A 15,835-nucleotide genomic window follows, 5' to 3' on the forward strand; every position below is an offset into this window, starting at 1 on the left:
CTATTAAAATTAATGATTGATTTTACGTTGCGCCGAAACTGCTGCCGGTTCCGCACGCTGCGGGAGGAAAAAGAAAATCAGTGCTGGGATCAGATACAGGAAATAGACCGCCACTTCGCTTACCGTTGGCGCTTCCTGATAGCCGAAGATACCTTCGAGCAGGGTGCCAAACAGCGAATGGGTTGAAAGGTGGTTGCTGAGATCGAAGGCGATATCCTGGAAGTGGTTCCACAACCCGGCTTCATGGAAGGCGCGGATCGCACCTGCGGCCAGACCGGCAGCAACAAACAGAATAAACAGGCTGGTCCATTTGAAGAATTTAGCCAAGTGCAGCTTCACACCGCCCCAGTAGATCACCATACCCAGTATGATTGCGGCAACCAAACCCAGTACCGCACCGATCGGTGCTGCCACCCCCACGTCTTGTTGGAAGGCCGCCAGCAGAAAGAACACCGATTCCAGCCCTTCGCGGGCTACAGCAAAAAAGACCATCGCCACCAATGCCCAACCCTGGCCTTTACCGGAGTTGAGCGCGCTGTCGATCGCCCCTTCCAGATGTACCTTGACCGACTTGGACACTTTACGCATCCAGAACACCATATAGGTCAGGATAAACACCGCCACCACCGCAACAATGCCCTCAAACAGTTCTTGCTGCTTCTGTGGGAATTCGCCAGTGGTTTCATTGATGAAAATACCCAGCGCCAGGCACAGGGCAGCGGCAACAATCACCCCTATCCATACCACACCTAGCCATTGACCCCGCTGCGTACGTTTTAGGTAGCTGGCGATCAGGCTGACGATTAACGCAGCCTCAAGCCCCTCACGGAACATGATAAGGAAGGGAACAAACATAAGTAATAACCCCTAAAAAGGCATCTGCTGCAAAGCGCACGCACGCCGAAAACGGCGGCAACGCCAATGTAAAGAAAAGTAAAACACAACGATAGTGATTATCATTCTGGCTGGCGGAAATACAAGAGCTGCAAGGGTGATTTTTTCTAATCAAATGTCGCCAGTTGTTTCAGGCAAATGACAGAAAACCACGGTGACATAAATGACAAAGGGCGCATTAAGCGCCCTCAGACTGATAACAAACCTCATTCCTGCACAGAGCGAGTAGAGATCGATGAATAAAAAATCAGGAAAATCAATTTATTGATTTTCGGCTGATCACTACAAAGCAGGAAAAATCACGCTTTTTCCTGCTTTGTCAGCAACCTAAGGGCGCATTAAGCGCCCTTTAAGATGATTAACCCGAGAGGATTAAACGGTTTTGAACTCGGCTTCTGCCTGGTCGAAACGTTCGGTGATGGTCGCCGAAGGTTTGCGGCCCATCAGGCTCACCACAACAATAGCGATGCAGCCGAGCAAGAAGCCAGGGATGATTTCATACAGCCCCAGCCAAGCGAAGTGTTTCCAGACGATCACAGTGACCGCCCCCACCAGCATACCGGCCAATGCGCCATTGCGCGTCATGCGTGACCACATCACAGAGATCAGTACCACCGGGCCAAAGGCCGCGCCGAAACCGGCCCATGCGTAGCTCACCAGACCCAACACGCGGTTTTCCGGGTTTGCTGCCAGGGCGATAGCCACCAATGCCACAACCAACACCATCAAACGCCCGACCCACACCAACTCACGTTGGCTGGCACCTTTACGCAGGAAAGCTTTGTATAAGTCTTCAGTAATCGCACTTGAACAAACCAGCAACTGGCAGCTCAGGGTACTCATGACTGCCGCCAGAATCGCCGACAGTAGAATGCCTGCAACCCAAGGGTTGAACAGAATCATCGCCAGTTCGATAAACACGCGTTCGCCGTTCTGCGACACATTACCCGCCAATTCCGGGTTGTTGGCAAAGTAGGCAATACCGAAGAAACCAACGGCAATGGTGCCTGCCAGACACAGAATCATCCAGGTCATGCTGATACGGCGTGCGCTGCGGATAGTGCGGTGAGAGTCTGCCGCCATAAAACGCGCCAGAATGTGTGGTTGACCGAAATACCCTAAGCCCCAACCCAGCAGCGAAAGAATAGCCACAAAGTTCAGGCCTTTCAGCATATCGATATTGGCCGGGTTCTTCGCCTCAATCACCAGCATTGACGTGTCGATACCGCCAACGGCAAAGATCACAATCACCGGCGTCAGGATCAACGCGAAAATCATCAGGCTGGCCTGTACAGTGTCAGTCCAGCTCACCGCCAGGAAACCACCAATAAAGGTATAGAGGATAGTGGCAGCAGCACCGGCCCACAGCGCCGTTTCGTAGCTCATACCAAAGGTGCTTTCGAACAGACGCGCACCGGCCACGATACCGGAGGCACAATAGATAGTGAAGAATACCAAAATAACAATGGCTGAAATCACCCGCAACAGCTTGCTGTTGTCTTCAAAACGGCTGGTGAAATAATCCGGTAACGTCAGGGCGTTATTGTTAGCTTCGGTATGAACACGCAGCCGCCCCGCCACCAGTTTCCAGTTAAAGTAAGCACCGATCGTCAGGCCAATGGCAATCCAGCTTTCAGAAATGCCGGACAGGAAGATGGCGCCCGGCAGGCCCATCAGCAACCAGCCGCTCATATCCGATGCGCCGGCAGAGAGCGCGGTTACCACGCTACCCAAGCTACGGCCGCCAAGAATGTAGTCGTCAAAGTTATTGGTTGCCCGGTAGGCAAGTAAGCCGATTAACACCATCCCGAAGATATACACCAGGAAGGTCACCAGCATTGGTGTGCTCATTATCATGAAATTCTCCACTCTCATTATTATTTCGCGCTGCCCCTTCTTCATTGAAAATGTATCTGTGCTGGTTGTAAGCACGCCTTTCAGTCACGCTTGTAGCGCTGAGGGCTCTTGCTCTTACCACGTAGATACCGTCTCAATGTCTTTGGGCATATAGCGATAGTTACTGCTTGCCAATCCGCCGGAACGAGGCGAAATTGCGGACACCCCGCAGGTGAAAATAGTTTCCACCCGTAATTGTCTGACCGCTGGCTATCCTAGTTGACCTGTTCATTATCCAACAAGACATTTAACAACAAAGTTACACAAAGTTTACCCTGCGTCACATTTAACCGCTCTCACAGTTGCACCATCCACAACCAAAAAGAGTTGCACCTCATACAAACCCAGCCTTACCCCTGATATTGCTGGGGATAACTCCCTTAAATACTCTCTTCATCCCCTTTGGATAGCCTGTTTGTCAAAAGCAGCAGCAAGAACCGTGCCGGTTATTGATGTTAAAAAACTGATGAAACTCACACTTCGCTCATCAGCTTGATTTAACACGGTTGCACAAAGTTGCAACATGCAGGATATTGTCTGCATTCATCACAGCACACAACGCACGAACCTATCCCAACAAGCTATCTGGCCCGCAGTTTGTATAGCCTGATGGGATAGGTTCTTAAACACAGGAGTTGGATTGGCATGGGCACTACCACTATGGGCGTGAAGCTCGACGAGGCAACTCGCGATCGCATCAAAAGCGCAGCACAGCGTATCGATCGCACGCCGCACTGGCTGATCAAACAAGCCATTTTTAATTATCTCGAGCGTCTCGAGAACGGTTCCGATATTCCTGAAATCCCTGCACTTGCCGCCGCCGGCCAGGCCGAAGCGGACGACATTATGCCGCAAGTGCAAGAAGAGTCCCACCAGCCATTCCTTGAATTTGCAGAACAGATTCTGCCACAGTCGGTCAACCGTGCTGCGATCACGGCGGCTTATCGCCGTCCTGAGACAGAAGCGGTGCCGATGTTACTCGAACAGGCGCGATTACCTGCCGATCTTGCCAAAGCCACCCATAAGATGGCTTACGACATCGCCGAGAAGTTGCGTAACCAAAAGAGTGCAAATGGCCGCGCCGGAATGGTGCAAGGTTTGCTGCAAGAGTTCTCACTGTCCTCACAGGAAGGCGTGGCGCTGATGTGCCTGGCAGAAGCCCTGCTGCGTATTCCAGATAAACCAACCCGTGACGCGCTGATCCGCGACAAAATCAGCAACGGTAACTGGCATTCCCACCTCGGCCGCAGCCCATCCCTGTTTGTTAATGCCGCCACCTGGGGCCTGCTGTTCACAGGCAAACTGGTGTCGACCCATAACGAAGCCAACCTGTCTCGTTCACTGAACCGTATTATCGGCAAGAGCGGTGAACCGCTGATCCGCAAAGGCGTGGATATGGCGATGCGCCTGATGGGCGAACAATTCGTTACCGGTGAAACCATCGCCGAAGCGCTGGCAAATGCCCGCAAGCTGGAAGACAAAGGCTTCCGCTACTCCTACGACATGCTGGGTGAAGCCGCCCTGACCGAAGCCGACGCACAGGCTTATCTGGTGTCCTACCAGCAAGCAATCCACGCGATCGGCAAAGCCTCTAACGGACGTGGCATCTATGAAGGCCCAGGTATTTCGATCAAGCTTTCCGCACTGCACCCACGCTACAGTCGTGCGCAGTACGAACGCGTCATGGAAGAGCTTTATCCACGCCTGCTGTCACTGACTCTGCAAGCACGCCAATATGACATCGGCATTAATATCGATGCCGAAGAAGCCGACCGTCTGGAAATCTCACTCGACCTGCTGGAAAAGCTGTGCTTTGAGCCACAATTGGCTGGCTGGAACGGCATCGGTTTCGTAATCCAGGCCTATCAGAAACGCTGCCCGTTCGCCATCGATGCCGTCATCGACATGGCACAACGCAGCCGCCGCCGCCTGATGATCCGTCTGGTGAAAGGCGCCTACTGGGACAGCGAGATCAAACGCGCCCAAATGGACGGACTGGAAGGCTATCCGGTATATACCCGCAAGGTCTACACCGACGTTTCCTATCTGGCCTGCGCACGCAAACTGCTGGCAGTACCGAACCTGATTTACCCACAGTTCGCTACCCACAATGCCCATACCTTGAGCGCCATTTACCATTTGGCCGGCAATAACTACTACCCAGGCCAGTATGAGTTCCAATGCCTGCACGGCATGGGTGAACCGCTGTATGAGCAAGTGGTAGGTAAAGTGGCCGACGGTAAACTGAACCGCCCTTGCCGTATTTATGCCCCGGTCGGCACCCATGAAACGCTGCTGGCATATTTGGTACGTCGCCTGCTGGAAAACGGTGCCAATACCTCATTCGTTAACCGCATTGCTGATGCCACGCTGCCGCTCGATGAGCTGGTTGCCGATCCTGTCAGCGCGGTCGAAGCGCTGGCCGCCACAGAAGGCCAAATTGGCCTGCCACATCCGCGCATCCCGCTGCCACGTGAGCTGTATGGCGAAAAACGCACCAACTCCAGCGGTCTTGATCTGTCCAACGAACAGCGTCTGGCCTCCTTGTCCAGCGCACTCCTGACCAGCGCGACTCACCCATGGCGTGCAGAGCCGATCATCGACGCAGAGCTGGATCAAGGTGTTGAACAACCGGTGATTAACCCTGCCGAACCGGGCGATGTCGTCGGTTACGTACGTGAAGCCACCGAAGGTGAAGTCAGCCGAGCGCTTGATGCCGCCGCTGCTGCCGGCCCAATTTGGTTCGCCACCCCACCGTCCGAGCGCGCCGCGATTCTTGAACGTGCCGCTGAACTGATGGAAGGTCAGTTGCAAAGCCTGCTGGGTATTCTGGTACGCGAAGCCGGTAAAACCTTTAATAACGCCATCGCAGAAGTCCGTGAAGCGGTCGATTTCCTGCATTACTACGCAGGCCAGGTACGCGATGACTTCGCCAATGACAGCCATCGTCCACTTGGACCGGTCGTCTGTATCAGCCCGTGGAACTTCCCACTAGCAATCTTCACCGGCCAGATTGCCGCTGCGCTGGCAGCAGGCAACAGCGTGCTGGCCAAACCGGCAGAACAAACCCCATTGGTCGCCGCACAGGCTGTGCGTATTCTATTAGAAGCCGGTATTCCGCAAGGCGTGCTGCAACTGCTGCCAGGCCAGGGTGAGAGTGTCGGGTCCGTACTGGTTAACGATGCCCGCGTTCGCGGTGTGATGTTTACCGGCTCTACCGATGTTGCCGGTATCCTGCAACGCAGCATCGCCGGCCGTCTGGATCCACAAGGGCGTCCAACCCCATTGATCGCCGAAACTGGTGGTCTGAACGCCATGATCGTTGACTCTTCGGCGCTGACTGAACAGGTCGTGACCGACGTAGTTGCTTCCGCCTTCGACAGTGCCGGTCAACGTTGTTCTGCCCTGCGTATCCTGTGTATTCAGGAAGACGTGGCAGACCACACCTTGCAAATGCTGCGCGGTGCAATGGCCGAATGCCGCATGGGTAACCCTGAACGTCTGTCTACCGATATCGGTCCGGTGATCGATGCCGAAGCCAAAACCGGTATCGAACGTCATATCCAGGCGATGCGCGCCAAAGGCCGCAAGGTCTACCAAGCGGCGAAAGGCAATGTGCAGGATGAGAAAGAGTGGTCACGCGGCACCTTCATCAAGCCAACCTTGATCGAGCTGGACAGCTTCGACGAGCTACAAAAAGAGATCTTTGGCCCAGTGCTGCACGTGGTCCGCTTCCAACGTACCAATCTGGAGTCGCTGGTCGATCAGATCAACGCCGCCGGTTATGGCCTGACGTTGGGTATCCATACCCGCATTGATGAGACCATTGCCCGTGTAACTGAACGCGCCAAGGTCGGTAACCTGTACGTTAACCGCAACATGGTCGGCGCGGTAGTCGGCGTGCAACCGTTCGGCGGCGAAGGTCTGTCCGGCACCGGTCCGAAAGCGGGCGGTCCGCTGTACCTGTACCGTTTACTGGCTAACCGCCCGGATGACGCAGTACAACGCACCCTAAATCGTCAAGATGACGAGCGCCCACTGGAAGCCACCGCGCGACCACAACTGCTCAAGGCACATCACGCGCTGGAACAATGGGCCGTAGCTGAAAAACAGTCGGAACTGGTTACCTTGGCACAACGCTACGCCGAACTGGGCCAGGGTGGCACCATGCGCCCTCTGCCAGGCCCGACCGGCGAACGCAACACCTATGCCCTGTTACCGCGTGAGCGTGTCCTGTGCCTGGCCGACAATGAGGCGGATGCCTTGACGCAGTTGGCTGCGGTATTGGCAGTAGGTAGCAGCCTGTTGTGGCCAGAAGCCGAGCTGCAGCGCAACCTGTATCGCCGCCTGCCAGCAGCCGTTCAGGCCAGCATCAGCTTCAGCAAAGATTGGCAGCAGGACAAGGTCGAGTTCGACGCCGCCATTTACCACGGTGACGCCGATCAGTTGCGTACCCTGTGCGAGCAAATCGCCCAGCGTAGCGGCGCGATCGTTTCGGTGCAGGGTTTTGCCCACGGCGAAACCAACATTCTGCTGGAACGCCTGCTGATCGAACGCTCGCTGAGTGTTAACACCGCTGCTGCCGGCGGTAACGCCAGCTTGATGACCATAGGTTAACTATCTCTGTTAATCAGCTTTAGGGCGCAGCGAAATGGCTGTGCCCCTTTTTATTTTATTGGCAACCAACCTGATAGCAGTCAGTATCCATCGGGCCGAACCATGTTCGGCCCCTACAACTTCTTCGAACTTCTGTAGGGGCGCTGCATGCTGCGCCCTGAACATGACAACGATTCCTTGCTAAACACTCCGCACAATCGCTCTCCGGACATGTTTTATCCAGCCAAACTCTGGTTAGGTATCCGAAATTCAGGAGGATAAATGACACATTTTCACTCGAGAAAGCCCCTTCGTTTACGCCATTATGACTATGCCTCTATCGGTATCTATTTTGTGACGATTTGCACACAGCAACGACAGTGTCTTTTCGGTAAAATTGACAATTCGATCATGCTGCTGAATGCCAATGGGATCATCGCTAAACAATACTGGTTGGAAACCCCTCAACATTTTACCCATGTTCAGTTAGACCATTTTGTCTTAATGCCGAACCATATACATGCACTGTTGCATATTCGCGAAGAAAATGGGGCGCCCCTTCCAATAATTATTCGCAGTTACAAAGCAGCTGTTACACGCCAGTTGCAACGTCCTACATGGCAGCGTAGTTACTGGGAAAGAGTCATCCGAAATGAAAGGGAATTGGCGTTAACTCGGGAATACATTGCGAATAATCCTTCACAATGGGGGACGGATAAAGCCGAGGATTATTAATTTAAAGGCCGAACATGTTCGGCCCCTACAGGTTATTGATTCAGGAATTTATCGAGGAATTGCTGGGTACGCTGATGCTGCGGATTAGCAAACAGTTCTTTTGCGGGGCCTTGTTCAACGATACGACCGTGGTCCATAAAGATGGCGCGGTCGGCGACATCGCGGGCAAAGCTCATCTCATGGGTCACAATCACCATGGTGCGCTTTTCTTCCGCCAGCGAACGAATGGTGTTGAGCACCTCGCCCACCAACTCTGGATCGAGTGCGGAGGTCGGTTCATCAAACAGGATCACTTCCGGTTGCATCGCCAGCGCACGGGCTATCGCCACCCGCTGTTGCTGCCCACCTGAAAGACGACGTGGATAGGCCGACTCTTTACCGTTCAAACCCACTTTGGCTAACAGTGCCCGCGCACGTTGTTCGGCAGTGGCCTTTGATTCACCTTTAACGATGACCGGACCTTCAATAATGTTCTCCAGCACCGAACGATGCGGGAATAAATTGAAGTTCTGGAACACAAAACCCACCTGTTGGCGTAAAGCGCGCACCAACTGTTTCTGTTTGCTCAGCGGCTTGGAACTGTCGATCATAATATCGCCAACCTGAATAGTGCCAGAATCCGGCACTTCCAGCAGGTTGATACAACGCAGCAAAGTAGTTTTGCCCGAACCACTAGGCCCAATAATCGCCACCACTTCGCCCGCACTGACCTCCAGATCAATCCCATGCAGCACCGTTTGACCTTTGAATTTCTTGGTCAATTGCTTCACATCAATGGCACTCATGCATTACTCCTGATCCTGGCGGTTTACGTGGGCTTCCAGACGGTTTTGCAACGCTGAAAGCAAGGTCGCCATCACCCAATAAATCAACGACGCCGCCAGATACATGGTAAAGACTTCCAGCGTACGCGAGGTGATCAGTTGCGCCTGACGGAACAGCTCTGGCACCTGAATGGTCGCTGCCAGCGAGGTGTCTTTCACCAGGCCGATAAAGCTGTTACCCAATGGCGGTAATGCGGTACGGGCCGCCTGCGGCAGGATCACCCGACGCAGCGTTTGCCAGCGGGTCATACCGATGCTGGCTGCGGCTTCCCACTGCCCTTTTTCGATAGACGAAATTGCCGCTCGCAGGGTTTCTGAGGTATAGGCCGCCGTATTGAGTGACAGGCCAATCAACGCCGCTGGGAAGGGATCAAACTCGATACCAAACTGCGGCAAACCGTAGTAAATCATGAATAGCTGCGCGATCAACGGCGTGCCACGGAACAATGACACGTAAAAGCGCGACAGCCATGACAGCGGCCATAACGGCGAAAGGCGCATCAGCGCCAGCAGAAAACCGAGCAGTAAGCCAAGCGCCATGCCCCCCAGACTGAGCTGGAGGGTGAGTATCGCGCCCCGCAATAAAAATGGCGCTGAATCCAGCGCCAGTTGGATACTTTCGTGCATTATTTAGTTACGTCCGCGCCAAACCATTTGTCAGAGATCTTCGCCATCGTGCCATCTTTTTGCATCTCGGCGATTGCCTGATTAATCGCGGCCAGCAGTTCCGGGTTGTTTTTGCGTACGGCAACGCCAGATTCCTGACGAGAGAACGCAGGACCAGCGACGGCCAGCGTATCACCGGTTTTCTTCACCAGATCCAATGCGGCCAGACGATCAACCAAAATAGCGTTAATACGACCTACGCGCAGATCCTGATACTTGGTTGGGTCGTCATCGTAAGTACGCACATCAACACCCTGCACATTATCGCGCAGCCACTGCTCGTAATTGGTACCCAGACCAACACCGACTTTCTTGCCTTTAAGATCTTCCGGCTTGGTGATGGTGCCCTCATTGCCCTTTTTCACCAGCGCCTGAATACCGGAGATGGTGTAAGGGGTGGAGAAATCGTATTTCTTCTGACGTTCTGGCGAGATGGTCACCTGATTGATCACCACATCGATACGTTTAGAATCCAACGAAGCCAGCATACCGTCCCATTTGGTCGGGTTCAGTTTGGCTTTAACACCAAGATGCTGTGCCAGTGCATTGGCAAAATCCACTTCGAAGCCCGTCAGCTTGCCATCTTCCCCCTGGAAGCTGAACGGTGGATACGTGCCTTCCAGCCCAACCACCAGCGTCCCGTGATGTTTTACCTGCTCCAGCAGGTTATCTGCGGCGTAGGTTTGCGTGCTCAAACCGGCTGTCAGTGCAACGGTCATCACGCCCAGTAGCAATTGACGACGAACTTTAGAAAAGACCATAAACACCCCATCTGTTGTTTATCTTTTTTGATATCAGCACTTTAACAGTGTGACCGCCTGCATGAAGGAATATAACCTTATAAATATAGTTCAAAATGGAATAACAAATCTTGTTCACACCTGTGGATGGTAGGCAAACAGCGCTGGCGCACCGCCGGTATGAATAAACAAAATCGGGCCGTCATCGCGGAAACGCTGTTGAGCAATGCCGTCGATCAAACCCGCCATCGCCTTGCCGGTATATACCGGATCCAACAATACCCCTTCCTGCTGTGCCAATAGCTGTATCGCTGCCAGCCCTTCTTCATTTGGCATACCATACTGCGGCGCAAAGTAATCGTCCCACAGTTGGATTGGCGTCAGTTCGTCGATGTCCAACGAACAAGCCAGCGCTTTTTGGATCAGCTCAACCTTGGGCAATTGGTCAATCACTTTACGCGATACGGTCACACCAATCAGTTCAGCCTCTGGCAACAGTTGTTGCAGGCCAACCGCCAGCCCGGCATGTGTACCGGCGCTGCCGGAAGCCACCACGATGGAGCTAAAGGCGACGTTACTACGGCGACTCTGCTCAGCAATTTCCAGCGCACACTGCACGTAACCTAATGCGCCCAGCGCATTAGAACCGCCCACTGGCACCACGTAAGGTCGGAAACCTTGTACTTCGAGACGAATCGCCAAATCGGCTAATTGTTGCTGTGGATCGTGCAGCGCATCGCACATCACCACTTCTGCGTTGAACAACCCAAGCAACAGGCGATTGCCATTGGTCAGGTAGTTTTCTTCTTTGGTGTCGATCGGATTTTCCAGCAACGCCACACAGTGTAAGCCCAGCTTGGCCGCCACCGCTGCCGTTTGGCGTACGTGGTTAGATTGAATAGCACCGGCTGTCACCAGCGTATCTGCCCCTTGACGCAAGGCATCAGCGGCAAGATATTCCAGTTTTCTCAATTTGTTACCGCCCATCGCCATCGGCGTGACGTCGTCACGTTTGATGTAAATTTCACGACCGAGGTAATCTGAAAGGCGAGACAGTTTTTCGAGCGGTGTCGCAGAGCCGACAAAATCGAGGCGCGGGAATTGCGCCAGTTGTTGTTGCAGATTCACAACTTCCCCCAGGGAATAAAGTATCAACATCTAAAAGATAGATTTAGCAGATGTGAACTTAATAATCACTCTTTATTCGTGATGGGGGATAGACGAAACCCCCGGCTGGTACGCCGGGGAGACGAGATCAATAGCTTTTCTGCCAGGCGAGATACTGGTCGTATTTACGCAGTGCGATACGGTAATTGTTGTGTGCCGCGGAGGGCAATTCTTCAATAATACGCTGATGGCTGGCATTGTTGGCAAACTTGTCTGCCGGGTAGTTGCGTTCCACCAACATCTCATCCAACCGGCGCAAGCGCACGACGTATTCGCGGATGGTGCTGTGGCTCATTTCGGTCTGCTCAAACAAGTACTGTTTAAACGCCATAATATCGAAATAGCTCGGATGGCTATTACAGGAAATCTCACTGCAGAAACGGCACAGCGCAGTCAGTTCATTTTGCACATTCAGCCAAACATGATCATCAATGGGCTGATCCATGCGTGCAATCGCGTCTTTGTTAATGATCTTGCCGCGGAATACTAACGCCATACGATCTAATAACTTGCCACACTGGGAGCAGTGAGTCTGGCTGTGCTTGTAATCTTTCAAATAACGGCTCAGCGGCCGTTTTTTCAATAATATTCCTGGCATAAAGACAGTCCGATAATCGCAATGGTGATCAGGTTGAAGGGTAACGGTTGAAGACATGTCAGTTTTCGTTCGCCAGACGAGCACGCAGGCGTTTAATCGCCTGACTATGCAATTGGCTGACACGCGATTCCCCCACGTCCAGCACGGCGCCGATCTCTTTCAGATTCAACTCTTCCTGGTAATACAACGTCAGCACCATTTTCTCGCGATCCGGCAACGCTTCGATGGCGTCGATCACCCGTTGGCGCAGGTTCCCCTCCAACAGATGATGTAACGGATTGGCCTCTTCGTGCCCTTCCAGCAGCGGTTCCGCGCTTTCGCCATGCTCTTCCCGCCATTCGTCGTAGGAAAAAAGCTGGCTGTTATTGGTGTCCAACAGAATTTGACGATACTCATCCAGTGATATATTCAGCGTCTGCGCGACCTCCACTTCACTGGCCGGCCGGCCTAGCCGTTGTTCCAGTTGTCGCATCACCTGCGCGACTTCACGCGCATGGCGACGCACGCTGCGCGGCACCCAGTCACGGCTGCGTAGCTCATCGAGCATGGCACCGCGGATGCGTTGCACCGCGTAGGTGGTAAAGGCTGTTCCTTGCAGGGCGTCATAACGCTCAACGGCGTTCAACAGCCCGATTCCTCCGGCCTGCAGCAGATCGTCAAGCTCCACGCTGGCGGGCAACCTGACTTGCAGGCGCAACGCCTCGTGGCGCACTAACGGTACGTAGCGCAACCAGAGAGAATTTTTGTCCATCACGCCTTCGGCGGTATACAGATCGCTCACTATGTCTAAAACCTGCGGATAAGAGAGTCAGCGCTATTATCCGTAGGGGGCAAAATGCCAATCGGCTGAACAGTCGTACAAAACAGGCCTTATTTGCGCCATGCAATAACTCCGCAGCGCGCGACCATAAAAAAACCCCGCCGGAGCGGGGTTCTTTGCGACAGGTTAATCGAGGAGAGTCGATTAACGCAGCAGGGACAACACGTTCTGAGTAGACTGGTTAGCCTGTGCCAGAACAGAGGTGCCAGCCTGTTGCAGGATGTTGGCACGGCTCATGTTAGACACTTCGGTCGCGTAGTCAGCATCTTGAATACGAGACTGAGAAGCAGACAGGTTGTTCACGGTGCTGTTCAGGTTGTTGATAACAGAATCGAAACGGTTCTGTACCGCACCCAGAGAAGAACGCAGACCGTCAACCTGTGCCAGCGCTTTGTCCAGGGTTGCCAGTGGGTTTTTAACGCCAGCGTCAGCTTTGGAATCAGCCACTTTACCATCATCAGCAACTGTAGCTTTGGTGTAAGCAACATTACCCGTTGCGTCATCTTTGGTTGCGATGAAGTAAGCTGATTTACCGTCTGCGTCGGTACCTGAAACCAGAGTCTGGCCTTTAGCCAAGCCGCTCACATCAGCATCGGCCTGTTTTGTTGCATCGCTATCAACAGTGATCTTGGTACCAGTAGCGATTTCAGCGCCCGCTTTTGCAGATTTAGTGCTAACGTCGAAAGTATCCAGACCCAGTTGCTTAGCGTCGATTTTCTTCAGGTCGATATCGATGGTTTCACCGTCGTTCGCGCCAACCTGGATGGTCAGTTTCTGATCGCTGCTCAGCACTTTCACGCCGTTGAAGTCAGTCTGCTCGGAAATACGGTTGATTTCAGCCAGACGCTGAGTGACTTCGTCCTGGATGGATTTCAGGTCGCTGGATGAGTTGGAACCATTCTGAGCCTGTGCGGTCAGACGACGGATGTTCTGCAGGTTGTCGTTAACTTCGTTCAGTGCGCCTTCAGTGGTTTGCGCCAGAGAGATACCGTCGTTCGCGTTACGAGAAGCCTGAGTCAGACCTTTGATGTTAGCAGTGAAGCGGTTAGAGATTGCCTGACCCGCAGCATCGTCTTTAGCGCTGTTGATACGCAGGCCAGAAGACAGACGCTCAATCGCAGTACCCAAAGAAGACTGAGATTTGTTCAGGTTGTTCTGCGCCATCAGAGACAGGCTGTTGGTGTTAATTACTTGTGCCATTATATGCTTTCCTTACGAGTCAGTTGCGATCTTCGCAACATTGTTAAAAGGTTCGGGCTGCTTTGCCCACGGCGTCAACCACCGTCCCATCAGGTATCGGCTCTCCCCTTGCAACCTTTAGAAATTTTTTATTTTTTTTTGCATATTCGGCAATAGAGTAAATAACGCGGTTTTTCCCTCTTCTATTGCGCCATCGGTTTTTTATTTTTTCGGTAAACTTTTTCTCCACTGGGCCGATAACGCGTAAAGCGAATAAAGTCATTATCAAGGAGAATTACCAATGGCATCGATCAGTTCATTAGGTCTCGGCTCAGGACTCGACCTCAACGGCTTACTGGATAAGCTGACCAAAGCTGAACAGCAGCGTCTGACCCCTTACACTACCAAACAGTCAAGCTACAACTCTCAAATCACCGCCTACGGTACGCTGAAAAGCTCGCTGGAAAAGTTCGACAACTTGAGCAAAGAGATGGCGAAAGAGGACTTCTTCAAAGCCACCACCGCCACCGAACACGACGCCTTCAAAATCACCACCAACGCCAAGGCCGTGCCGGGCAACTATGTGGTGGAAGTGAGCCAACTGGCTCAGGCGCAAACCCTGACCACGCAGGCGCCAATCAACGATCAAGGCGCTAAATTAGGCACCGAGGGCGCTACCGATCGTTCTCTGACGATTACCGCAGGTAACCCACCGAAAGAGACCAAGATCCCGCTCAGCGACGATCAAACCTCACTGGTGGAAATGCGCGACGCCATCAACAGCGCCAAGGCCGGTGTAACCGCCAGCATCATGCGCGTAGGCGACAACGACTATCAGTTGGCGATCAGCTCCTCCACCACCGGTGAAAACAACAAGGTCTCCATTAAGGTCGATAATGACGACAAGTTGGGCGACATCCTGAACTACGATTACACCCGCGGCCTCACTTCGATGAAAGAGACGGTGCCTGCGCAAGATGCCAAATTGGAGGTAAACGGCACGGCGATCAAACGCAGCACCAACTCGATCAGCGACGCCTTGCAGGGCGTGACCATCGATCTGAAAACCAAAACCAAGCCAGACGAAAAACAAAACCTGGTAATCAGCACCAATACCGCAGGTACCACCGACAAGATCAAAGAGTGGGTCGACGGCTATAACTCGCTGCTGGATACCTTCAACTCACTGACCAAATTTACTCCGGTCAAAACTGGCGAGGCGCAGAATGCCAGCAACGGCCCCCTGCTGGGTGATAACACCCTGCGCGGTATTCAGTCATCGATTAAAAGCGCGCTCAGCGCAGCCCAAGACAACCCCGAACTGAAAGGCCTGGGCAATCTGGGGATCTCCACCAACACCAAAACCGGTAAGTTGGAAATCGACAGCACCAAGCTGAAAAAAGCGCTGGATGATAAACCAGACCAGGTCACCAACTTCTTCGCCGGCAACGGCAAAGATACCGGCATGGCCACCGAGATCCATAACGAGATCCAGAATTACATCAAGTCCGGTGGCATCATCGAGAACTCGACCAAAAGCATCAATACCAACCTCGACCGTCTCAATAGCCAGATAACTACGGTCACCGCCAGCATTCAAAACACCATAGATCGTTATAAACAACAATTTGTACAGCTGGATACCATGATGTCCAAAATGAATGGCACCAGTAACTATTTGAGTCAACAGTTTAAATAATCACTTTTTAACCAGGTAAAA

General features: G+C 53.0%; 12 protein-coding genes. 3 read left to right on the top strand and 9 right to left on the bottom strand.

Annotated features, from left to right (window positions below):
* Nucleotides 1-9 precede the first annotated feature (9 nt).
* On the bottom strand, nucleotides 10-855 hold the full coding sequence (gene efeU / locus SGR01S_RS03310; protein WP_061806525.1) for an iron uptake transporter permease EfeU: 846 nt from the start codon (nucleotides 853-855) through the stop codon (nucleotides 10-12).
* Between the two features lie 411 nt (nucleotides 856-1,266).
* Nucleotides 1,267-2,751, bottom strand: coding sequence for a sodium/proline symporter PutP (gene putP, locus SGR01S_RS03315; RefSeq protein ID WP_037419083.1), 1,485 nt, complete (start codon nucleotides 2,749-2,751; stop codon nucleotides 1,267-1,269).
* A 684-nt stretch (nucleotides 2,752-3,435) separates the two neighbouring features.
* On the opposite strand from putP, the gene putA reads away from it, so the two are divergent.
* Complete coding sequence (putA, locus tag SGR01S_RS03320; protein WP_061806526.1) at nucleotides 3,436-7,407, top strand: trifunctional transcriptional regulator/proline dehydrogenase/L-glutamate gamma-semialdehyde dehydrogenase; 3,972 nt, start codon at nucleotides 3,436-3,438, stop codon at nucleotides 7,405-7,407.
* A 261-nt stretch (nucleotides 7,408-7,668) separates the two neighbouring features.
* Complete coding sequence (locus SGR01S_RS03325; RefSeq protein WP_061806527.1) at nucleotides 7,669-8,121, top strand: transposase; 453 nt, start codon at nucleotides 7,669-7,671, stop codon at nucleotides 8,119-8,121.
* Nucleotides 8,122-8,153: 32 nt separating this feature from the next.
* On the opposite strand, the gene tcyN is transcribed toward SGR01S_RS03325, so the two are convergent.
* From tcyN to SGR01S_RS03360, 7 genes are all read right to left on the bottom strand, one after another.
* On the bottom strand, nucleotides 8,154-8,906 hold the full coding sequence (gene tcyN / locus SGR01S_RS03330; protein WP_061806528.1) for an L-cystine ABC transporter ATP-binding protein TcyN: 753 nt from the start codon (nucleotides 8,904-8,906) through the stop codon (nucleotides 8,154-8,156).
* A gap of 3 nt (nucleotides 8,907-8,909) precedes the next feature.
* Nucleotides 8,910-9,572 carry a cystine ABC transporter permease gene (tcyL, locus tag SGR01S_RS03335; protein WP_037419074.1) on the bottom strand — a complete coding sequence of 221 codons (663 nt, stop codon included), beginning with the start codon at nucleotides 9,570-9,572 and terminating at the stop codon, nucleotides 8,910-8,912.
* A complete protein-coding gene (gene tcyJ, locus SGR01S_RS03340) occupies nucleotides 9,572-10,372 on the bottom strand; it encodes a cystine ABC transporter substrate-binding protein (protein ID WP_037419071.1) in 801 nt (266 codons plus the stop codon). Before tcyJ ends, tcyL begins: the two co-directional genes overlap by 1 nt.
* A gap of 114 nt (nucleotides 10,373-10,486) precedes the next feature.
* The gene (locus SGR01S_RS03345) at nucleotides 10,487-11,479 is read right to left on the bottom strand and encodes a D-cysteine desulfhydrase (protein ID WP_061806529.1); all 993 of its coding nucleotides are present in this window, start codon (nucleotides 11,477-11,479) and stop codon (nucleotides 10,487-10,489) included.
* Nucleotides 11,480-11,606: 127 nt separating this feature from the next.
* Nucleotides 11,607-12,116: a flagella biosynthesis regulatory protein FliZ gene (gene fliZ / locus SGR01S_RS03350; RefSeq protein ID WP_037419066.1), complete on the bottom strand. Its 510-nt coding sequence runs from the start codon at nucleotides 12,114-12,116 to the stop codon at nucleotides 11,607-11,609.
* Between the two features lie 58 nt (nucleotides 12,117-12,174).
* Complete coding sequence (locus SGR01S_RS03355; protein ID WP_037419063.1) at nucleotides 12,175-12,897, bottom strand: RNA polymerase sigma factor FliA; 723 nt, start codon at nucleotides 12,895-12,897, stop codon at nucleotides 12,175-12,177.
* A gap of 183 nt (nucleotides 12,898-13,080) precedes the next feature.
* Entirely contained in the window at nucleotides 13,081-14,136 is a 1,056-nt protein-coding gene (locus SGR01S_RS03360) for a flagellin FliC (RefSeq protein WP_061806530.1), read from the bottom strand.
* 280 nt (nucleotides 14,137-14,416) lie between these two features.
* On the opposite strand from SGR01S_RS03360, the gene fliD reads away from it, so the two are divergent.
* A complete protein-coding gene (gene fliD, locus SGR01S_RS03370; RefSeq protein WP_061806531.1) occupies nucleotides 14,417-15,814 on the top strand; it encodes a flagellar filament capping protein FliD in 1,398 nt (465 codons plus the stop codon).
* Nucleotides 15,815-15,835: the final 21 nt, after the last annotated feature.

It is taken from the genome of Serratia grimesii NBRC 13537 (genome assembly GCF_001590905.1).
Lineage (GTDB): Bacteria > Pseudomonadota > Gammaproteobacteria > Enterobacterales > Enterobacteriaceae > Serratia > Serratia grimesii.